This is a genomic window from Pseudomonas sp. HD6515 (assembly GCF_024971855.1).
GTDB lineage: Bacteria > Pseudomonadota > Gammaproteobacteria > Pseudomonadales > Pseudomonadaceae > Aquipseudomonas > Aquipseudomonas alloputida.
Window position 1 is genome coordinate 3,565,432 of sequence record NZ_CP079827.1, and the last position, 19,394, is coordinate 3,584,825.

A 19,394-nucleotide genomic window follows, 5' to 3' on the forward strand; every position below is an offset into this window, starting at 1 on the left:
TACAAATATCAGAAGCTTCCTACTTGGCGCCAAATCATCAACACCCCGTTTATTTCCATCCCTCCACGGCGCTCGTACCCTTCCAGTACACCCTCACCCTGAACGCTACTCCACGTTGCAGCGCCCACAGGGCTGTGCCCCGCGCATCAAGGACATGCCATGTACCGACAATCCGATCTGCGCTTCAGCTTCCAGCCCTTGGCCGGTGATCATGAATTCGAGGTAGTTTCATTCGAACTTGACGAAGCCATCAGCGCACCCTTCCAGCTGAGGCTGGAATTGATCAGTCACGAGGATGACGCCGACTTCGGTAATTTGCTCGATAAACCGGCGCTGTTCACTATTTGGAAAGGGCAGCGCCCACTGCGCTTCGTGCACGGTCTGATCAGCACGTTCAGCCAGGGCGAAACCGGCTTTTACCGCACTCGTTACCACGCCTTGGTCGAGCCGACGCTGGCCCGGGCTGAGTTGCGTTCAAACTGGCGCATCTTCCAGCAAAAAACCGTACCGCAAATCCTTGAACTGATGCTGCAGCGTCAAGGCATCAGCCGTTATGAAATCAGGAGCATCGGTGAGCACCAGGTACGCGAGTTCTGTGTGCAGGCCGGTGAAACCGACCTCCATTTCATCGCCCGCCTGGCGGGCGAAGAGGGTTTCGTCTATTGCTTCGAGCACACGCCGAATCACCATCAACTGGTCATCACCGACCGGCTACTGACGCTGGGACAGATCAGCCGATGGGCAACAACTGCCGATGAAGACAATGAAGGCTTTTTCGAACAGGACGAGGTCGGTCCCGACCAGGTACTGTACCGGGCCATGGGCGGTGGCGATCAGGCCAGGCCTTGCCTGAAGCGCCTGCATTACAGCGAACAGGTTCGTACTGCGCGGCAGGTGCAACGTGACTACACCTTTACTAACCCACAGTATCGGCAGGAACACCGAGCATCCGACAGTCGTATCACCCATCAGTCCCGGAACTATGAGCGTTTCGACTACCCCGGCCGTTACAAGCGTGATGCGGTTGGCGTGCCCTTCACAGCCAACCGTCTCACCGCCCTGCGTCATGATGCCTGCATTGCGGAGGTTGAAGGCGACGATGTACGGCTGCAGCCAGGCCTGAGTTTCACCCTTGTCGAACATCCCCGCAAAGATCTCAACGCACACTGGCGCGTGATGCGTGTGCACCATGAAGGCAGCCAATTCACCAGTCTGCAGGAAGAAGCAAGCGGTGCCGATCAGAGTACACGCTACACACAGGAAGCCGTGCTGGTGCCCGGCCGAATCGAATGGCGACCCGCACCGCTGGACAGGCCTCGTATCGATGGCCCACAGATGGCTACCGTTGTCGGTCCAACCGGCGAAGAGATCTATTGCGACGAATGGGGGCGGGTCAAGGTCAGCTTCCCATGGGATCGGGAAAGCAACAACAATGAGTTCAGCTCCTGCTGGGTACGCGTGTCGCAAGGCTGGGCCGGGGGCAGCTGGGGCTCGATGGCCATCCCGCGCATCGGCCAGGATGTGATCATCCAATACGTCAACGCCGACCCCGACCAACCAATGATCACCGGACGCACCTACTGCGGGGATCAACTGCCGCCCTATGACCTGCCGGAACACAAGACCCGCATGACCATCAAGAGCCAGACCCACAAGGGCATTGGCTTCAACGAATTGCGATTCGAAGATGAACTGGGTCGCCAAGAAGTGTTCATGCATGCAGAAAGGGATATGAACACCAAGGTCAAGCACGACCAGACCCTCAATGTCGGTAACGACCGCGCCACTGCAACAGGCCGGGACCACACCACCAGCATTGCGCGTGACGAATCAATCGAAACAGGCCGGGACCGCCGCGATCATGTTCACCAGGACCGTTTCACCAGGATCGACCGCAACGACATCCACACGGTCGGTAACTCAAGCCGCACCAAGATCACCGCCGACCACAGCCTGAACATCGGCGGCGACCAGTCACTTGTCATCGAAGGCACGCGTGCCATTGAGGCCCGCACGGCGCAACGCCTGTTGACCCGGGCGTACATGCTTCAGGGTACGGAACGGATCCACATCCGTGGTCCGAGCGGCAAGATCATTTTCGATGCCGACGGCATCACCATCGAAGCGCCCAACATCCGCTTCAAAGGCAACGTCACCTACCAGACACCGGTACAGGCCCAACTCGATGCCATCGAAGCCGCTGTCCGCGAGGGCTCGCCGCTGATCGAAGAGTGCCCTTTTGCCGGTGAGGATGACGCATGAGCCTGCACCGCCAACTAACTGAGGGAAGCCTGTGCACGGGGACCGTGAACGCAAGCCTGTTCGTGCTTGCCGAAGCGTCGGCCAATCCGGACCTGCTGGGTAGGCTGGAGTTTCATGCCAGCCAACACCACAGCCTTTGGTATCTGGAATATGACGCCGGGTTGGAGAGGCATGCCCCAATACTCTTCCAACTGATCGCGGGCAGCGAAGTGGACGCGTGGCTAGGCGCACTGAAGGGGCGTTTCACCGGTACCGTGATCGAGGCCGCCTTGCCCCTTGAAGCGCTCGCACGGCACCTGCGCCGCTTTGGCAAAGCTCAGGCAGGACGACGTCGTTATTTTTTGAGGCTTGGTGACCCCCAATCATTAAGCCTGTACGTCGCCTCACTGACCTACCGCCCAGACATCCTGGGCCGGCTGTTCGACAACGGACGGGTACGCAGGCTCTACTTCCACGATGCGCGCACCGGGCTTGCGCTCGGCGCACAGCCGCTGTTTGAGCAAGCAGAACATGGCAGCGAACGGGAGGGCTGCCTGGCTTGGCTGCCACTGCGCCATGAGGTGTCGGGATGATTCTGCAAAGTCTGGATCTGGATGCACTACAAGGGGCGGTACTGTGGTCAACCAACCGCAGGCTGTCTGACTTCCTGCTAGAGACGTTGAATGGTTCGCTTCCACGCTTTCATACCCGCGGCGAGGATGTTCCTCCCTTCGTAGCCAAAGCGGGGGCGCTCGTCAGCAAAAACGGTTACACCTGCGGCAAGGAGTACAGCTTGCTCGTGCTCAGCCATTTATTGTTAGGCTTGGGGTGGTGGGCCGATCCCGCGTGCGAATCGGTGTGGTCAATCAGACAAGCACCTGGCCTCACCCAGAATGAGCAACTTGACCTGCTGACCATGCAGGCGGCAAATCACCGTTCACGGTGGGAGCGTCAGCTTACCCCCATGCACGACATCACACTGGGGATGTTGCGCTGGACCGACGACGACCGCGACCAAGACCGCCGGTGGCGATCGCTGGAACAACTGATGGCCCTGCGTGGCGTACCTGAAGACGCATATCATGCGTGCTATTGCCGCTATGAGTCGGATGCCTGCAGCCGCTATGCGCTGCCCGTCATCGACCACGTGGAGCTTAACGGAAACGAAATCCGCGCCTATCGCTATTACGGCAAACGGCTACCGCAGCCCTCCGACGACCTGCACAAGCTGTCCCAATTGTCCCGCAACCGAGTGCTGCTGCATGTCCTCCTGGCCATAGCATTCGGTCGTTACTTCTTCCTCAACCCTTTGTTCACTCCCTGGGTGAAGTCGCTGGAGGCCACCGACTCGCCCAGCGAGCGACGCCACGCGTTGGCAAGTCAACTTGCAGCTCATCAACAGGCACTCAAGGAGCCGAGCCCGCATGTTTGAATCATCTGCTTTACAAGCCTTGAGTCATGCCGCACTCAACGGAGCGCTACCCATTCCTCCAGACATTTGCGTGCCGTGCTCTCTTCCCGGTGCAATGTTTTCGCTCGACGGTGGTGATGGCTGCGACCAGTTACTGGGCATTCCGTCGCAGAACGGCGTTGGCCCCGCTTGGTTTCGCAACAACCCCTGGATCCGCGACCCAGTACGCAATCACCGCGACACCTTCCTCCAGCAAGTGCTGGAACATGCTGGCGATACGCTGGGCAATGCCTGGCTGGCAGATTTTTACGCCTTTGCCGCTCGCGAAAAGCTGCAATTGGTATGCATCGACGATGAAATCCGCCTGGACGAACTGGCCCCGCCAGTACTCGACCACATGGGCAAGCGCGACCAGCAAGGCTTCGGCTTCACCCTGCACAGCAATTTCCTGTTCACCGACCACAAGATCTACTTCGCCACCTTCACCCACGTAGAGTGGCGCGAAGCGCAACGGGAAGAATACATCGACGAGCACGGCACCCAGCGCATCAGTCCACCCTACACCTGGCACACACCCAGCGGCCTGTACCCAATCAACCTGGCCTGCGAACAGCTGGCCCGCCACTATGCCGAAGCCAAGGGCCGCGCACGCCTGTGGCAAGGCGTTATAGGTGCGGGCGAATTCGCCCTCGGGCTTCTGGCAGTCATCCCGGTGATGCGGGGTGTCAAGGGTGCCCTCACCCGCGGCCGCTATGCTTTCGTCGCCCTGGAAGCCGCCCTGGCAGCAGACGCCATGATCGATGGCAGCAGCCGCATGATCACCGGCGAAGGCCTGAGTATCGGCGAGCAGTTCTTCACCGACCTGGCGCGCCTGGCCGACCCAGGCACCGCCGAGGCACGTGGCAAGCAAGTGTTCATGGCCATCAACCTGGCCTTGCTGCTGCCGGCCGCCATGGGCGGCGCCCGCTGGCTGATGCACAAGCTGCGGCCTGGGAGTATCACTACCGTGCACCTGGACAACGCCGCACTGTCGCAAGAAGACGTCCGTCGCCTGGGCAACCGCAGCGCTGGCGAAGTCACCGTACTGGAAACCCGCATCCAGCGCCGCACCCGCGAAGGTGAGCTATCGGTCACTGCCCGCGAACTGCACTCGGTAGACCGCAATGCCAGCCAGGTCGCACTCGACGTGGTCGGCGGCAAGGCCGACTACGCCTTCATGGCCACCACCCTGCGTGACCGGCTGGTGGCACTGATCCAGCACAGCGTCGGCCCAGTGCGTATGGGCGGTAGCCTGACCCGCGTCGTCGCCGATGCCGGCGAAGAAGCCTTGGCAGCGGCCCTGGTCAGTCACTGGAAGGTCAAGCCCGAAAACATCCTCGGCATGAGTACCCACCCCTCCCGGCCCAGCCAGTTCGGCTTGAAGAACAAGAGCGACCAAGGCATCGACATGCTGGTGTACGTACCGCCTCCGCCTTCGATGACGGTACGAAATCCGACGACGCAGGAAATGCGCCATCACATTGATGGGCTGAAAGGCACGGCGCCGCTGAACGAGCTGAAGTTCGAGGCGGGGACGTTGTTGGTGATAGAAGTGAAGACGACCCTTGGAAAAAGCAGGACGCCTGGATTCCTGAACACACAAATGGCCGGCGGAAGTGCGAATGTGGAGCGTATACAAAGATTGATAGCACGAAGGAAGGGAGGCTGGAACATCGACAACCTGAAGGTAGCAATGCCTGAGATTGCAGCCAAAGCAACACATCTGCGCAATGCAATGAGCAGCGGAAAAATCTCATACCTTCACGCGCAGGTGTTTCTTGCTCCTAGCGGACAGCTAAACAAGGTTGCGGGCAACTCGACCGGAATTCAGATAAATACCTGGTGACGAAAATGGCATCAACCTCTAGATCTCGACTAACCAGTAGCCTCAGAAACATTCGCGATTGGGCATCATCTGACGCATCACTTGAAAGACGCAGAATCACTGATTACATACAAGGGAATGACAGCATCGCTATTGCCGCCGACGAAGTATTCAGGCTCGGCATGAATAGCATAGGAGACAGTCTACTCCAAGCCGCTGAAAACCCATACGCGAAAGCGCCCCAAACACTGGCTACGGGCATATTGAGGCTATTAGTAGGAAACAGCGTAATCATCGAGAATCTTAAAGGCACTTCCCGAACCGGCCTTGATGATCTGGATGGCATCACCCATGTAATGCTATGCGCCCTGGCAACCGGACAATTTACGGTGGTAGTACCTTGCCATGATGCAGTCTTCTCCGGCATTAACAATGGCTACGGTGTGAGAGATGGTCACAATCCACCGATTGGCACCACGCTACGTTACGCCGCCTTTGGCCTGAGCATCATCGGCGACTGGCTAGACAAACCGCTAGACCTCGACAAACACGCCCTGCCCCGCGACCCTGCCTGGGGCCAGCTGGTCGCTCACTGGCGCGAGCCCGACCCCGACAAGCTGATGCCGATGCTGGTCACCGCCTGCGATACCCACGTTGAACGCATCGCCCTGACTTCCCGCGAACTCGACTCCGGCAGCTTCGAATTCGGCTCGCCCTTTGAAGCCGTCTACCCTGCCGAAATCCTCGCCATTCTCAACCTGCGGCGCTCGATGGGCCTGCCAAACCCTTCCATCGACCACCCACTGATGAAGACGCCCTACGCTCAGCTGACCTGCCCGCCAGGCATGCGCTTCGAGCCGGATGAGTTACTGATGCGTTTCCTGGCTGCGGCCTGCAAGTATGATCCCGATGCCGTACCGGCTGGGCTTTACGAAGCCGTCGTGCAGAACAGTGCAGAGGATTGAGCGATGTCCAGAAAAGGCGCAATTCGCAAAGGCGACCCTCACAGTGGCGGAGGCCGGATGGGGGAAGGAAGCGGGATGGTTGTCAACGGGCGGCCGCAATGCATCCTTGGTGATCATGCGCCCTGCCCGCTTCATGGTGGGACATTTGCACTGGTATCTGGCGGTGATCGTGGTGTGCTGTGCAACGGTATTGCGTTGGTGTTCGAGCCGGCAGAGCTTGCGTGTGGATGCAGGGTTTCATCCACCTGCTCGGGACCTTACGCCAAAGATGAATGAGCGCGCAGCGGATCTTCGGGGCTTGTTCCACACATTGGTTTCGGGCCAATTAATCTTTTGCCAATGCGCCCTCACCTGACAATCAGCGGAGCAACCCTCGATATCGGATCGGACAAACGAGGCGGATAAAGATAACCACACAGAAGTGGCCGGACCGAAACAAGTGTGTGCGGGCTTGCCGCGCGGGCGGCATTCGATCTTACAGGCGACCAATCCCGATCGCCAAGCACCTGGACGCCCCGCCCTCAGTCCTGCACCGCATTCCCGCGCCCGGCCAACGGTTGCCTCTCAACCCCATCCAGCAACGCCTCCACCACCGCCTTGGCCGAATCCAACCCATGGTCATTGCTCAACAGCAGATCACGGCAGGTGCCCTTGGCCAGTTCCAGCGCCTTGAGGTTGGTCGCAAACGCCCCTTTCAGCAGCGTGGACAGGTGCACCAGCGCATCTTCGTAATCCACGCCCGAACGAACGGCGAACAACGGTGGATGGCTGCATTATCGCGACACAAGGCCCACACATCGACCGCGCAGGTGCCGTTGAATCTGCTTCAAGGCTGCTGATTCTGGCTCAAGAACTTGTCCACCGTGGCCTTGCCATCAGCTGGATCCCCCGCCACCTGCCACAACCGCCGCTCGATCCCCTGCGCCAGCAAGTGCCCCACCGCCGATTCAATCGCCGACAGCACGCACAACTGCGCCGGTTCATTGGTGGTATACCCCACCTCGGCTTCCAGCAGCTTCTTGAACTCGATGAACTTGAACACGCCGGCACTGCGCCCTACCGAGTAGATGGTCTTGCTGGTCATCACGTTGGCCAGCACCTGCCCGGTGCGCACGTCCACAGCGCGCAGGTTGACGGTGACCTGGTCCACCCGGTACTCGCGGGAGATGTCGATGCCCAGGTAGCGGGCGCCTTCGCCGCCGCTGCGCACGTTGGTGTCGTAGGCAATGATGCCGCCCTCCAACATCAGGTTGGCGGCCTGCAACGGTGGCAGCTCGCCCATGATGTTTTCCGCCACATCAGGCTTTTTCTGCGATGCGCGGATGATCTTGCGCTCGGTCAGCAGGTTCTGCAGCCCTTCACGCTCCAGCACCACGAACCAGCCGCTGGCACTCAGGGCATCCATCAACATGCTGGCCGCGCCTTGGGTGACGCTGGTGGAGAACGAGCTGGCCGGGGTCGGCTTGTACTGCCCGGTCTGGTCGCGGAAGCCATACACCACGGCCATCAGCCGGCCTTTGGGCCGTGGCATGTTGATCAGGTCGTAGTAGGTCGAGGCCCGAGGGGTCAGGGTCGGGGTTTCCGAGTCCTGTTCGGCCGACATGGGTTCGCGCAGGCTGCAACCACTTTGCAGGCCCAGGGCGGTGAGGATCAGCAGCGCGCTCAGCAGACGTTTCATGGTGTTCTCTCCCCAACATAAAAGCCCTTCCCTCTCAGGGGTTCAGGCCGCTGACCTCAATGATCGAAATTTCTCCTGTGGCACGATCGGTGACCTTGATGCTCAAGGCCCCGGAATCGTCGATGACGTCGATGAGAAACGCATCGGTCGCCATGCTGCCGGTGTTGCCGTTACTGATGTTGTCCAGCAACTGCGACAACATCCGCGACTCCAGCTGGTTGCTGAAGCGCTCAAGGGCCGTGGTGCCGGTAAAGGCCGAGGCGCGGTCCTTGAGGTCCGGGTCGTCGTAGTCGTTCTGCGCCTGGGCGTTGTTCAGCAGCCATGTGCCGTTCAACGGGTTGCCGCCAAAGGCCGGGTTGACCGGGGTGTACACCAGCTCGGTGGCCTGGGCAGCACAGGCGCTGGCCAGCAGGCAGGCGGCAATGCAACGGGGTATGCGGTGGTTCATAGCTCGTCCCTCTCCAAGTCGGTGGTGTCCTGTAGCAGGCGTTGCAGCTTGCGTTGAATGATCTGCTGCTTGACCAGGTCGGCAGCGGCGACGGCCTCGTCTTTGAGCTCGGTGGTATTGGGTGGCAGGAAGCGGCGGTACACCACTTCACGCTCGAACTCCACCGTCACCAGGCTGCCCCAGCGGGCATCGGGGCGTTCGCGTACCACCAGGTTGAAGTCCAGACGGCTGGTGGCACGCAGGCGGTCGGCGAAGTAGTAGTAAAAGTCGTGGCCAATGTGCGAGATGGTGTTGTCGACGATAAAACCCTGCATCTCGTCTTCAGCACCCGCCTTGGCGCAGGTAGTCACCCCAGCCATCAGCAGCAGGCTCAGGCACAGCGCAGTCAGGCGCTTCATGGCGTGTCTCCCGGGCCCGCATTCGTCTGCACACCGCGTGCACTTTCGGTAAAGGCCTGCTCGGCGACGAACTGCCAGTCGCTGTAGTGCTCCATCCCCTCGAACCCGCTCCATTCGGCGCTGAAGCCACTGCGCTTGAAAGGGGTGGCGTCCGAACGGCTGTAGACGCCAGTGATACGGCCGTCGATCGAGCGCAGCAGGCCCCATTCGTCGCTGTTGCTGATCGGGTCAGGGTAAAGCCTGCGAATGTGCCGTTTGGCCTGCGGGAAACGGTTGTCCTGCAGCAGGTCGGCCAGGTCTTGCGGGTACTGGGCCAGCCCGGGGGATGCGCGGTAGTAGCTGCGCAGGGCCTGGGCGTACTGGCTGCCGACCCACAGCAACTGGCGTTCGCGGTCGCGCTGGGCGGCGCTCGCCCAGATCGTGCCGGTGGCCGCCAGGGCCACGCTGCTGACCGCAATCAGCAGCAGCACACCCAGGTAGGTGAAGCCACCGTTGGCCTTACCATTCAGCGAAGAGGCTGCCATCACGCGCCCTCCCTGTGGCACCGCTCTTGATATCGGCCACGCCGCCCGCCACGCCCTCGGGGGGCGGCACCAGCTGCCAGGCATCGCTGCGCTCGGTGATCGGGTCGACCGGTGTGTTGCGCAGGTAACGTTGCTCCACCAGTTGTTCCAGCGAATCGGGGTAGTGGCCGGTATCACCGTAGTAGTGGTCCAGCGCTTCGCGCAGCACTGCCAGGCTTTGACGCAGGGTGGCCTCGCGCGAGCTTTCCAGGCTGTTGAAGTAGCGCGGCATGGCGATGGTCATCAGCGTGGCGATGATCGCCATCACCACCAGCAGTTCGATCAGGGTGAAGCCTTTGCTGCGTTTCATGGCTGTCACCATTGCCCGTAAGGGATATTGTTCAGGCCTTTGCCGCGGGCCCTGGAATACACGTCGAACACGTCTTCGCCATCGCGCGGGTTGTCGGGGCTGCTGTCGTAGGCGCGCAGGCCCCAGCCGCCTTCGTCTTCATCCTTTGCCGCCACCAGCGGGTCGTGCGGGATGCGCCGCAGGAAGTAGAACTTGGCGCCCTTGGCACTGCGCACATCGCGCACGCCCTCTACCAGCACCTGCAGGTTCGGCGGGTAGCCACTGCTGTCCACGCGCTTCTCGATGTAGCCGGCGTCGAAGGCCCGCTTGTAGGCATCGATGGCGTCGCGAATCTGGTACAGCGCCTCGCGCAGTTGCTGCTCCTTGCCGCGGCGTACCACCGTTTCGGTCAGCGGCGCGGCCATGCTGGCGAGCAACCCGAGCAGTGCCAGGGTCAGCACCACCTCGATCAGGCTGAAGCCGTGCATGCGACGCCGCGCGTTCATGGCCGTGGGCTCCCGTTGACCGGGGCGACCGCCATCTGGCTGTCCACGACCGGTTCATCGGTGGTCGGCGCATTACCGGGTACGTCCATCGGCGGCAGTGGCGCCATCTGGCGCACCTGCATGGCCGACTCGGTGCCCGTGGAAAACTCCATGTCCGACGGGCTCTGGTACGGCAGGTTACGTACGATGCGCGGGGTGATCGCCAGCACCAGCTCACTCTTGCTCATGTCGTCCTTGTTGCTGCCGAACAGCCGGCCCAGGCCCGGGATATCGCCAAGGCCGGGAATCTTGTTGCCACTGGCGTTGTGGTCGTTGCGCACCAGGCCGGCCAGCACCTGGGTTTCGCCGTCATGCAGGCGCAGGCTGGTCTGCGCGTTGCGGGTGTCGACCTGGACCGGGATGGTGCCCTGGCGGGTGGCCTCCAGCGGGGTGGCGTTGCTGACCTCGAGCGCCACCTTGATCGCCACTTCGTTGTTCAGGTGCACGGTGGGCTGCACTTCAAGCTTCAAACCGACGTCCAGGTAGGTGACGCTCTCGGTAATGACCGGCCCTTGGGTCGACGGCACCGAGGTGGCGCTGATGATCGGTACCCGCTGGCCGATGTGGATGCGCGCTTGCTCGCGGTTGCTGACGCGGATCACCGGGCTGGCCAGGGTGTTGATGTCTTTGTCCTGGGCGTTGATCTTGGCCTGCGGCGCCGGCGCAATGCTGATGCGGCTGGAATTGATGCCCTTGAGCTGGTCGAGCACGCTGACCGGGTTGCCATCGTCGTTCAGCACGCCGAAGGTGTTCGGCCATTGCAGGCCAAGGTCGAGGATGCGCGAGGTGGCCACCTCCATCACCTCCACTTCCAGCACCACCTCGGGGTTGGACTGGTCCTGCGACTGCAGCAGCTTCTCGGCCATGCGCACCGCGTCCGACGTGTCGCGCATGGTCAGGGTGTTGAGGCGCTCGTCAACGAACACGTCGCGGGTCTTGAGCATGGTCTTGACCATGTTCAACGCGGTATTGGCGTCGATGCTGGTCAGGTAGAACGTACGCATGACCAGTTCCTGGTAGTCCTTGGTCTTCTGCGGCGAATCGGGGTAGACCATGACGGTGTTGTCGTTGACGATCTTCTGGCGCAGCTGGTTTTGTTCCAGCAGCAGCGCTATCGCGTCCTCGATGCGCACCTCGCGCACGAAGATGGTGGCTTTCATGTCCGGGCGCAGGTCCTTGTCGAAGATGAAGTTGATGCCGGCCACCTGCGACAGCACTTCGAAGATGGTCTTCAGGTTGGCATCGCGAAACTCCAGGGTGACCGGCCGTTCGAGCTTGCTGCGTAATTGCGGGTACGGCTGCGCGGTGCGTGCCTGCACGTTTTCGATGTCGCTGCGCAGGGTTATGCCCTTCTGGTTCTGCGGGTCCAGACGCAAGACTTCGCGCATGTAACGTTCGGCACCGAACAGGTCGCCCTGGCGCAGCGCCGCCTGGCCAAGCGCTACGCGATCGTCCAGGGTGCGGATCAGCTCCAGCTGGCGAATGCCATCCTGGGCGCGGCGGTTGTTCGGCTCCAGGGTGAGCACCCGGCCATAGCCCATGCGGGCATTGGCGAAGTCATGGCGGACGCGGTCGCTGTCGGCCTGGGTAATCAAGGCCTCGACAGCCGCCTGGCGGCTGTGGGCCAGGGCGATATTCAGCTCTGTGTCACGCGGGTCGTCGCGCAGGGCCTCTTCCAGGCGGGCGATGCCGGCCTCGTACTGGCCCTCTTTCATCAACTGGTCGCTGTCCTGGCGAACCGCACTGGAGCCGCAACCGGCAATGGCCACGCACAGCGCCACGAGCAGAAACGGAGCAGGCTTGCACAGCTTTGACGACTTCATGGTGCGCTCCCGACAGACAAGGTCTGCGACTGGTGCAAAGGCAGGTAGACCAGGTTCAGCTCGCTGGCCGATACCCGATCGAGGCGATAGGTGTCTTCGATCACGTCGCCTTGGCGCACGACGTAGAGTTTTTCGCCGCTCTGCAGGAAGACCTGCAGGTCGTCGCGGTCCCCCATGCGGCCGATGAACTGGAAAGGCAGCTCCGGGGCCGTCGGGGCCGCGGCGACGACAGGTGCGGTCATAACCGGTTGTTCGGTGACCGTGGCCAGGGTTTTGGGTGGCGTCCATTGCTGGGTTGGGAACAGGTCGCGGGCGGCCTGTTCCGGCCCTTTCGCGGGTAAGCCCGCGCCGACCATGGACGCAGCGCTTTCTGTTGCAGGCGCGGGTTTACCCGCGAAGGCCGCGACGCCATCGTACTGGCCAAACCAATGGTCCGGTGCCCAGGCCAGCGCCGCGCTCACGCCAAGGAAGCCGGCCCAGATGACTGCACGTTGTGTGTTCATCATGACCTCGACAGGTAAAGGGTCATGCGCAGGCGGGCATTGAGCTCGCTGTCGCCGATGCGTTTGCGTTGCAGCTCAAGGTCTTCCAGCACCAGCGTCGGCAGTTGCTTGAGCAGGCCCTTGATAAAGCCGCGAATCTGCGGGTAGCTGCCGCGCACTGGCAGCACGATCTGGTAGCGGGCCAGCTGGGTCTTGGGGTCGATGCCCAGCGCGTATTCACCGCGGGCCAAGCTGATGCGCTCGGCGCTGGCCAGGCGGTACAGACGCTCGATCAGCTCGCTGGCCTGGGGCTGACCGGGCAGTTGCTGGCGCAGGCTGTCGAGGGCCTGCTGCTCGGGCTGGACCGCAATCTTCAGCTCACCCCGCTTGACACGCCCTACCTGTTCGCTGGCCTGCGCTTCGCTGGCGCGCAGTTCGCGTACGCTTTGCCATTGCGGCAGCACGCCGGCACACCCCACGCCAATGGCGAGCAGGCCTACGGCTACGGCAGCCAGGCCTACCGGGCCGACAACGCGCAGGCGCTCCTGGAGGATCAGGCGGCTGAACGATTCAAGGGCGCGCATGGCCGATCTCCCAGGTGGCGGTGAGGGTGAAGCGCACCGGGTGCTCGGGCCGCGCAGCGAGCACTTCGTGGTTGAGCAGCGACACGTCGCTGAGCTCGTCGCTGGCTTCCAGCCGCTGGTGGTACTGCAGCATCGCTTCGAGGTTGCGCGCCTCGGCGGCAATGCGCACCTGGCCCTTGCGCGCATCCGGCGTCAGACCGAGCAGCGCGACGTCGTCCTGCGGCATGGCTTCAAGCATGGCGAACAGTTGCTGCCAAGGGCGTTGCAGTTGCTGCGACACACTGCGCATTTGTGCCAGGCGCTCAGCCTGCTCCCGGCTGGCAGCGCTGTTCTTGGGTTGTGCGATGGCCGGGCGCCGCCCCAGTTGCAGTTCCAGGCTATGGACGCTGGCTTCCAGCGCCACGTGCTCGGTCTGCAAGCGTTGCTGCAGCAGCACCAGGCCGGCGACCATGGCGCTGGCAAGGACGAGCAGCGACCAAACCAACGGGCCGCTGCGCCGTGGCTGGAATTCCAGGTCGAGGCGGCGCATGTCAGGCCACCGCCCGCCACATGGCGCACAGCGGGTCGGCTTCGCTGGCCGGCTGGCACAATTGCACGGCCGCCAGTTGCGGCACGTCGCAGCGGCCCGGGGCATGCAGGTACACCCTCGGCAGGTGCTCGCCATACAGCTCACAGGTACGCTCGATCAGTGCTTGCAAGGCCTGGTCGCTGTCAGCGCAGCCTTGCGCCAGCACTTGCTGCCAGGCACCGCCGGCGGCCAGTAGCAATACACTGCGACGCGGCTCGGCCAGCACGAACAGGAAGTCACCCTGCTCCAGCTGTGACCAGCAACGGTTGTAGGCAGCCATCAGGTATGGCTGCACCGAGCGCAGGCTCAGGCGGCTTTCCCGGCCCAGTGCCTGCAGCCGCTGCAGCAAGGCTTCGGGCAGCGCCGTGGCGATGCGGGCGGCACCGGCAGGCTCCGGTGACAGCACGATGCGCCAGTCGTCCAACGGCTGCCCGTAGAGGTTTTCGAAGCAAGCGCGGGCATAGGCGTCCAGCTCGCGAGGGTGGCCGATGGCGTCACTCCAGGGCACCAGGCAGAAGCGGCTGTAGCGGGCCGACAGCAGCACCCGCAACTGGGCGCCACGTACCGCATGCTCGGCCAGCAGTGCGGCCAGCCCGTCGACAGCAGCATCCCAGGTCGGTTGGGTGGCGTCGCTGCTGAACGCGCGGCTGCCCAGCCATTGGTGGTGATTGTTGTGCCAGCGACCCAGGCCGACACCCTCGGCGCCCAATACGGCGCAGTAACGGTCAGATGAATGTGACACGGTTGATCTCCTCAAGGGTGGTACGGCCATCGCGGACCAGGTCCAGGGCCGAGGCTCGCAGCAGGCGCAGGCCGCGCTGGCAGGCAAGCGTCTTGATCTGCGCCAGCGGGCGGCGCTCCACGATCATTTGCCGCAGGTCGTCATCCAGGTGCAGCAGTTCGGCAATGGCACTGCGGCCGCGGTAACCACTGCCACGGCAGTGGCCGCAGCCCTTGACGCGGACGAACGTCCAGCCGGCCACCCCCTCGCGGGTCAGGCCTGAGCCATACAGGGTGTCGTCATCGTGTTCGCAGGGCGTGGCGCAGTGCGGGCAGGCCAGGCGAATCAGGCGCTGGGCCAGCACCGCGTTGAGCGCAGAAACGAAGCTGTAGGGGTCGACCTGCATCTGGCTGAAGCGGCCAATCACGTCGAACACGTTGTTGGCGTGGATGGTGGTGAACACCAGGTGGCCGGTGAGCGCCGATTGCACGGCAATCTGGGCCGTGTCGGGGTCACGGATTTCACCGACCAGGATCTTGTCCGGGTCGTGACGCAGGATCGAGCGCAGGCCGCGGGCGAAGGTCAGGCCCTTCTTCTCGTTGACCGGGATCTGCAGCACGCCGGGCAGTTGATACTCGACCGGGTCCTCGATGGTGATGATCTTGTCCACGCCATGGTTGATCTCGCTGATCATGGCGTACAGGGTGGTGGTCTTGCCGCTGCCTGTAGGGCCGGTAACCAGGATCATGCCGTAGGGTTCTGCCGCCAACCGGCGCAGGGCGCGCAAGGTCTCGTCGGCAAAGCCCAAGGCTTGCAGCTGCACGCCGCTGACCCGGTCGGACAAGTCCTGCTTGTCGAGCACCCGCAGCACGGCATCTTCACCGAAGATGCTAGGCATGATCGACACCCGAAAGTCGATTTGCCGGTCGCCCACGGCCACCTTGAAGCGGCCGTCCTGGGGCACGCGTTTTTCGCCGATGTCCAGCTCGGCCATGACCTTGATGCGCGAGATCACCTGGTCGGCGAAGGCGCTGCCACTGGCCTTGCCGGCACCGTTGAGCACGCCGTCGATGCGGTACTTGATGGTCAGGCCCTGGCCGGTCATGCCCAGGTGGATGTCGCTGGCGTGCAGCTTGAGGGCGTCGTACAGGGTGGAGTTGACCAGCTTGACCACGCGGCTCTGGTCTTCGCTGATACTGGCCAGCGACAGGCGTTGCAGCGGGTCGCTTTCGCTGCTGGCGTCGGCGTCGTGGTCAAGGGCATCGACTGCGTGGAAGCTTTCTTCATGACGGGCCAGGAAGGTGGCCAGGTCGGCGGCGTGGGCCAGGTAAAGCGGCGCGCCTTGCAGTACGTCGTCGATCCAGGCCAGGCGGGCGTGGTCGAAGGGGTCGGCGAACACGCCCAGCAGTTGGCCGCCTTGCTCGATCAGCACACATTCGCGCTTGAGGCACTGGGCCAAGGCCAGCTTGTCGAAGCGTGGGGTGCTGGCCAGCAGGCTGTGGCTGTCGAGTACCGGGTAATGCAGGGTCAGGCCAAGGCGCCGGGTGAAGGTTTGGGGGGTGTCGCAGGCCAGGCGTTCCAGGCAGTCGAGCAGGCGCTCGTCAGTGGCTTGCAGACGGGCCTGGGCCAGGAGGTCGCGGGGGTAGGCGCATAGCGCTTCCGGGGTTGCATCGAATGCTTCTGGCATGGCCTGCGACTCCGCTCAGGGGCGCGTCGCAGGCTGGCTCGGCCAGGGGTGCGGGCGCCGCTATTCCCCTGTGAGCAGTTGATCGTCGTCGGGCCCTGGTGGCTTGGCGCCATTACGGCGGCGGTCGGCCAACACCCAGCTTCCATCGTACAACTGCAGGGGGAACGATTCGTTCCTGTTCTGGCGTCGTTCGACGAACCCTTCGGCCGGGTTGTCCGTGGCCCTGCGCCGGCGCTCGATGCCCAGCAGGTCGAAGATCGCACGCGCCAGCTCCATCAGTGGGAACGGCTTGAACAGGACGTGACTCACACCGAGTTCGGCGGCCCGCTCACGCACCTCGACGGTGGGGTGGGCGGTGATCAGCACGAAGTGGCATTGCCTGTTCTTGCGTACAGCCTCCAGAACCTGAAAACCTTCCATGTCGGGCAGGCGGTAATCCAGCACAACTACTTGCGGTGCCAGGCTATCAGCCTGTTCGATACCACTGGCACCGTCGTGGGCAACATGAACTTCCAGGCCTTGCGCCTGCAGATACGCTTGCAGGTTCTGCGCAAGAGTCTGTTCGTCATCGACTACCAATACTCTGTTCACCAAGGTCGACTCCCCAATACTGCCCGGTTCCCCGGTCTGCGAAGTGCGCCCTTGTAGAGACTTGAGCAGGCTTCGTGCCAGGCGTGAATAGTCATGTTGCACCACTGTAAGCCACTGATTTTACTAGGGTGCTGGCCAGCAACCCACCTACGCTGAGCAGGCGCACCCACCCTGTTCCCCACAAGCGGGGAAAATGATGGCACATTGCCAAACCCTAATTCCCCAGCATTGGGGCAAGCGCCATCAACGGCCTCAGTCAGCGATCTCCACTTTAGCGGACTCGCGCAAACGTTGGCGCACGGATTGGCGCGCCTGCGCCTCCCGCTGCCCGATGAGCGTTGCCCTGGCCAAGGCCAGACCGTGTTCGCGTATGACCGATGGATTATCACTTTGGTTCTGCGCTCCTTGCAGTCTCTGCTGGTTGGCATCATAAAATGCCTCCACTTCGCCCTGGCTCGGCGCGTCGACTGCGCTGAGCAGGGCGTACACTTGTTGGGCCGCCATCTCATGCCGGGTGTACTCAGTGTACTGCGCCCTGTCGAAGCCCGCCTCTGCCAGTCGCCTTTCGAATAACGCCGGGCTGCCAAACGCCGCTTCTATCTCGCCAACCTGTGCCGACACGTGTTCATCGCTGACGGCAATGCCTTGGCGTTGCGCTTCCTGCCACAACAACTCCTTGTCGATCAGCTCGTCCAACGCTTGGTCACGCAGGCGTTTGTACAGGCCTGGGTTGCGGATGCTAGTCACCGCTCGCCCCTGGGCGTCCAGGTACTCGCTGAAGTAGCGCTCCAGGCGCATCAACCCGATCTCGACACCATTGACCCGCGCCGCTGGCACATCGGCCCAGCTCACGCTGGTCAGCACCAGCAACAGGCACAACCACACGATCCGCATGACAACCTCCGCTCAAGGGCTGACCGGCACTGGCCGGTAGGGGGTGACCGCAGTAAAGCGTGGCCCGGGCAGGGCCACCGCCACCACATGGGCACCTGCCATGCCCTGGCGGCGACCAGGGCCAAAGCCCAGTGCCGGGGTCAGGCCGGTGGGCACATCGTGCAAGCCTTCGAGCGCAGCGATCAGTTGCTCGCGGCTGGCATCCCGTCCAATCTGCTTCAGCGCTTCGCTCAGCAGGCGCAACGCGCACAGCGTATTGACCTGCAACGACACCTGGCGCGGGTCCAGGCCCTGGCGCTGCTGCAGCCCGGCGAGCGTTGCCTGGCCTTGCTCGGTCCAGTCCTCTGGCACGTAGGGGTAGGCCAGAAACAGCCGCTGCGACCACTGCGCCGGCAAGCGCGCCACAGCGCCGGCTACCTGACTGGAAGCGGCGAACAGGTAGGGCTCGCGGCCCGCCACCTGCAACGCCGCCGCCAACTCGGCAAAGGCCTGGGCGCGGCCAAGGAAGACGATGCCCTGCCCGTCCACCGCCTGGCCGTCGAACGCCTGGATAGCGGGTGGCACCCAGCCCTGCTGTCGTAAACGCTCGCGCACCTGCTCGGCCAACGCGGCGTGTTCGTTACCGGCATACACCACGCGTAACTCATCCGGCGCCAAGCCCAGCGCCACACGGGCATGGCCTGCCAGGCTCAGCAATTGCTCGGGCAAGCCGGGCAGCGGGTCGAAGATCTGTGCGCTGCCGCCGCTGCGCGGGGTACTGCCGACCATCGGCACGTTCTGTGGCGCCAGCAAGGTCGTCAGGCGCTGGTCGAGCATGGGCGCCAATGGCGCGATCAGGGCGAACACTCGCTTTTGCTCGAGCAACTGTTGCAAGGCGCGTTCGGCACTGACCGGGTCGGAGCCTGGGTCAAGCACCACCAGTTCCAGGCGCCGCCCGTGAATGCCGCCTTGCTGGTTGAGTTGACCCACGCCGTCTTCCAGCACGGCGCGCACCACCTGCCCGGCTTCAGCCAGCGGACCGCTCGCGGGCAGCAGGGTCCCAAGGCGCAGCACGCCCTCTTCCACACCAGGGTCACGTTCTTCGGCCAAGCGTTTGAGATAGGCGGTGAGGTTGCGCTGGTCGGCCAAGGTCAACTCGAAGCGTGGCATGGCCGGGTCGAGGCGATTGCCAGCCGGGTCGATACCCTGCTGGATGGCCCGCGCCAGGCTGCTGTCGGTGTAGGCCGGGTAGCGGCGGCCGTTGGCCTCGCGCGGGCCCTGGCCGAGTGCCAGGCGTTGCCAGTCGAGGCCGGGGGGGCGAACACCGCCTTCGGCACGGCCACGGCCGTCGCTGCCATGGCAACTGGCGCAGGGCAGCACGCTGGCGGGGACTGTGATGTCACTGGCGCCGACCCGGGCTTGCAATTGAGCGTCGCTACTGGAAACGCCCTCGCGGTAGAGGCGTTTGCCGGCTTGTTCGTGGTCGGTCAGGCCCAGGGCCAAGGCTGAGGTCGAAGATGCCATGCCAAGCACGCATGTGAGCCATATCGCAAGCCCTGTGGGCGCGGCCTTGTGTCGCGAAAGGCGCGCGCAGCGCGCCCCTCTTTCTGCGCGTGAGCTGCCACTGCCGGGGCTGCTGCGCAGCCCTTTCGCGACGCAAGGC

General features: G+C 63.0%; 22 protein-coding genes. 6 read left to right on the top strand and 16 right to left on the bottom strand.

The annotated features are described in order from the left end of the window. Positions 1 to 159: 159 nt before the first annotated feature. From KW568_RS16485 to KW568_RS16510, 6 genes are all read left to right on the top strand, one after another. Positions 160 to 2,262, top strand: a complete 2,103-nt coding sequence (locus KW568_RS16485) for a type VI secretion system Vgr family protein (protein WP_004574332.1) — start codon at positions 160 to 162, stop codon at positions 2,260 to 2,262. Beyond that, a complete protein-coding gene (locus tag KW568_RS16490; RefSeq protein ID WP_003247981.1) occupies positions 2,259 to 2,834 on the top strand; it encodes a DUF4123 domain-containing protein in 576 nt (191 codons plus the stop codon). The genes KW568_RS16485 and KW568_RS16490 overlap by 4 nt, the downstream gene beginning before the upstream one ends. Next, on the top strand, positions 2,831 to 3,673 hold the full coding sequence (locus KW568_RS16495) for a hypothetical protein (RefSeq protein ID WP_003247980.1): 843 nt from the start codon (positions 2,831 to 2,833) through the stop codon (positions 3,671 to 3,673). Before KW568_RS16490 ends, KW568_RS16495 begins: the two co-directional genes overlap by 4 nt. A 94-nt stretch (positions 3,674 to 3,767) precedes the next feature. Continuing rightward, positions 3,768 to 5,537, top strand: coding sequence for a hypothetical protein (locus KW568_RS16500; protein ID WP_003247978.1), 1,770 nt, complete (start codon positions 3,768 to 3,770; stop codon positions 5,535 to 5,537). A gap of 422 nt (positions 5,538 to 5,959) precedes the next feature. Then, positions 5,960 to 6,481 (top strand): hypothetical protein, encoded by a 522-nt coding sequence (locus KW568_RS16505; protein WP_227743093.1) that lies wholly within the window; start codon positions 5,960 to 5,962, stop codon positions 6,479 to 6,481. 3 nt (positions 6,482 to 6,484) lie between these two features. Further along, positions 6,485 to 6,757 (top strand): PAAR domain-containing protein, encoded by a 273-nt coding sequence (locus KW568_RS16510; RefSeq protein WP_004574333.1) that lies wholly within the window; start codon positions 6,485 to 6,487, stop codon positions 6,755 to 6,757. Between the two features lie 245 nt (positions 6,758 to 7,002). Here KW568_RS16510 and KW568_RS16515 read toward each other — a convergent pair whose 3' ends face one another. From KW568_RS16515 to KW568_RS16590, 16 genes are all read right to left on the bottom strand, one after another. Further along, positions 7,003 to 7,239 (bottom strand): hypothetical protein, encoded by a 237-nt coding sequence (locus tag KW568_RS16515; protein ID WP_003247974.1) that lies wholly within the window; start codon positions 7,237 to 7,239, stop codon positions 7,003 to 7,005. A 68-nt stretch (positions 7,240 to 7,307) separates the two neighbouring features. After that, complete coding sequence (locus KW568_RS16520; protein ID WP_012052154.1) at positions 7,308 to 8,159, bottom strand: CsgG/HfaB family protein; 852 nt, start codon at positions 8,157 to 8,159, stop codon at positions 7,308 to 7,310. Between the two features lie 34 nt (positions 8,160 to 8,193). Next, the gene (locus KW568_RS16525) at positions 8,194 to 8,607 is read right to left on the bottom strand and encodes a curli assembly protein CsgF (protein ID WP_003247970.1); all 414 of its coding nucleotides are present in this window, start codon (positions 8,605 to 8,607) and stop codon (positions 8,194 to 8,196) included. Continuing rightward, positions 8,604 to 9,005, bottom strand: coding sequence for a curli production assembly/transport protein CsgE (csgE, locus tag KW568_RS16530; protein WP_003247969.1), 402 nt, complete (start codon positions 9,003 to 9,005; stop codon positions 8,604 to 8,606). The genes KW568_RS16525 and csgE overlap by 4 nt, the downstream gene beginning before the upstream one ends. After that, positions 9,002 to 9,529, bottom strand: coding sequence for a type II secretion system protein (locus tag KW568_RS16535; RefSeq protein WP_003247967.1), 528 nt, complete (start codon positions 9,527 to 9,529; stop codon positions 9,002 to 9,004). Before KW568_RS16535 ends, csgE begins: the two co-directional genes overlap by 4 nt. After that, the gene (locus tag KW568_RS16540; RefSeq protein WP_003247965.1) at positions 9,504 to 9,878 is read right to left on the bottom strand and encodes a type II secretion system protein; all 375 of its coding nucleotides are present in this window, start codon (positions 9,876 to 9,878) and stop codon (positions 9,504 to 9,506) included. Before KW568_RS16540 ends, KW568_RS16535 begins: the two co-directional genes overlap by 26 nt. 5 nt (positions 9,879 to 9,883) lie before the next feature. Further along, a complete protein-coding gene (locus KW568_RS16545; protein WP_003247963.1) occupies positions 9,884 to 10,363 on the bottom strand; it encodes a type II secretion system protein in 480 nt (159 codons plus the stop codon). Beyond that, on the bottom strand, positions 10,360 to 12,225 hold the full coding sequence (locus KW568_RS16550; RefSeq protein WP_003247961.1) for a secretin N-terminal domain-containing protein: 1,866 nt from the start codon (positions 12,223 to 12,225) through the stop codon (positions 10,360 to 10,362). The genes KW568_RS16545 and KW568_RS16550 overlap by 4 nt, the downstream gene beginning before the upstream one ends. Beyond that, entirely contained in the window at positions 12,222 to 12,728 is a 507-nt protein-coding gene (locus tag KW568_RS16555; RefSeq protein ID WP_004577512.1) for a hypothetical protein, read from the bottom strand. Before KW568_RS16555 ends, KW568_RS16550 begins: the two co-directional genes overlap by 4 nt. Continuing rightward, a complete protein-coding gene (gene pilO, locus KW568_RS16560; protein WP_003247957.1) occupies positions 12,728 to 13,291 on the bottom strand; it encodes a type 4a pilus biogenesis protein PilO in 564 nt (187 codons plus the stop codon). The genes KW568_RS16555 and pilO overlap by 1 nt, the downstream gene beginning before the upstream one ends. Further along, positions 13,278 to 13,820, bottom strand: a complete 543-nt coding sequence (locus KW568_RS16565; protein WP_004577513.1) for a hypothetical protein — start codon at positions 13,818 to 13,820, stop codon at positions 13,278 to 13,280. Before KW568_RS16565 ends, pilO begins: the two co-directional genes overlap by 14 nt. Before the next feature lies 1 nt (position 13,821). Then, positions 13,822 to 14,601: a hypothetical protein gene (locus tag KW568_RS16570; RefSeq protein ID WP_004577514.1), complete on the bottom strand. Its 780-nt coding sequence runs from the start codon at positions 14,599 to 14,601 to the stop codon at positions 13,822 to 13,824. Beyond that, complete coding sequence (locus tag KW568_RS16575) at positions 14,585 to 16,267, bottom strand: GspE/PulE family protein (protein WP_004577515.1); 1,683 nt, start codon at positions 16,265 to 16,267, stop codon at positions 14,585 to 14,587. Before KW568_RS16575 ends, KW568_RS16570 begins: the two co-directional genes overlap by 17 nt. Positions 16,268 to 16,327: 60 nt before the next feature. Further along, entirely contained in the window at positions 16,328 to 16,861 is a 534-nt protein-coding gene (locus KW568_RS16580) for a response regulator (RefSeq protein ID WP_017148304.1), read from the bottom strand. A gap of 249 nt (positions 16,862 to 17,110) precedes the next feature. After that, the gene (locus KW568_RS16585) at positions 17,111 to 17,752 is read right to left on the bottom strand and encodes a SurA N-terminal domain-containing protein (RefSeq protein WP_004577516.1); all 642 of its coding nucleotides are present in this window, start codon (positions 17,750 to 17,752) and stop codon (positions 17,111 to 17,113) included. A 12-nt stretch (positions 17,753 to 17,764) separates the two neighbouring features. Beyond that, entirely contained in the window at positions 17,765 to 19,255 is a 1,491-nt protein-coding gene (locus KW568_RS16590; protein ID WP_004577517.1) for an ABC transporter substrate-binding protein, read from the bottom strand. Positions 19,256 to 19,394: the final 139 nt, after the last annotated feature.

Excerpts from the sequence above, each read along its gene's own strand:
- KW568_RS16575 (WP_004577515.1), bottom strand. The coding sequence starts at position 16,267 with ATGCCAGAAGCATTCGATGCAACCCCGGAAGCGCTATGCGCCTACCCC.
- KW568_RS16495 (WP_003247980.1), top strand. The coding sequence starts at position 2,831 with ATGATTCTGCAAAGTCTGGATCTGGATGCACTACAAGGGGCGGTACTG.
- KW568_RS16535 (WP_003247967.1), bottom strand. The coding sequence starts at position 9,529 with ATGGCAGCCTCTTCGCTGAATGGTAAGGCCAACGGTGGCTTCACCTAC.
- KW568_RS16510 (WP_004574333.1), top strand. The coding sequence starts at position 6,485 with ATGTCCAGAAAAGGCGCAATTCGCAAAGGCGACCCTCACAGTGGCGGA.
- KW568_RS16540 (WP_003247965.1), bottom strand. The coding sequence starts at position 9,878 with ATGAAACGCAGCAAAGGCTTCACCCTGATCGAACTGCTGGTGGTGATG.
- KW568_RS16590 (WP_004577517.1), bottom strand. The coding sequence starts at position 19,255 with ATGGCATCTTCGACCTCAGCCTTGGCCCTGGGCCTGACCGACCACGAA.
- KW568_RS16545 (WP_003247963.1), bottom strand. The coding sequence starts at position 10,363 with ATGAACGCGCGGCGTCGCATGCACGGCTTCAGCCTGATCGAGGTGGTG.
- KW568_RS16500 (WP_003247978.1), top strand. The coding sequence starts at position 3,768 with ATGTTTTCGCTCGACGGTGGTGATGGCTGCGACCAGTTACTGGGCATT.
- KW568_RS16490 (WP_003247981.1), top strand. The coding sequence starts at position 2,259 with ATGAGCCTGCACCGCCAACTAACTGAGGGAAGCCTGTGCACGGGGACC.
- KW568_RS16520 (WP_012052154.1), bottom strand. The coding sequence starts at position 8,159 with ATGAAACGTCTGCTGAGCGCGCTGCTGATCCTCACCGCCCTGGGCCTG.
- KW568_RS16555 (WP_004577512.1), bottom strand. The coding sequence starts at position 12,728 with ATGAACACACAACGTGCAGTCATCTGGGCCGGCTTCCTTGGCGTGAGC.
- KW568_RS16565 (WP_004577513.1), bottom strand. The coding sequence starts at position 13,820 with ATGCGCCGCCTCGACCTGGAATTCCAGCCACGGCGCAGCGGCCCGTTG.
- pilO (WP_003247957.1), bottom strand. The coding sequence starts at position 13,291 with ATGCGCGCCCTTGAATCGTTCAGCCGCCTGATCCTCCAGGAGCGCCTG.
- KW568_RS16585 (WP_004577516.1), bottom strand. The coding sequence starts at position 17,752 with ATGCGGATCGTGTGGTTGTGCCTGTTGCTGGTGCTGACCAGCGTGAGC.
- csgE (WP_003247969.1), bottom strand. The coding sequence starts at position 9,005 with ATGAAGCGCCTGACTGCGCTGTGCCTGAGCCTGCTGCTGATGGCTGGG.
- KW568_RS16550 (WP_003247961.1), bottom strand. The coding sequence starts at position 12,225 with ATGAAGTCGTCAAAGCTGTGCAAGCCTGCTCCGTTTCTGCTCGTGGCG.
- KW568_RS16485 (WP_004574332.1), top strand. The coding sequence starts at position 160 with ATGTACCGACAATCCGATCTGCGCTTCAGCTTCCAGCCCTTGGCCGGT.
- KW568_RS16525 (WP_003247970.1), bottom strand. The coding sequence starts at position 8,607 with ATGAACCACCGCATACCCCGTTGCATTGCCGCCTGCCTGCTGGCCAGC.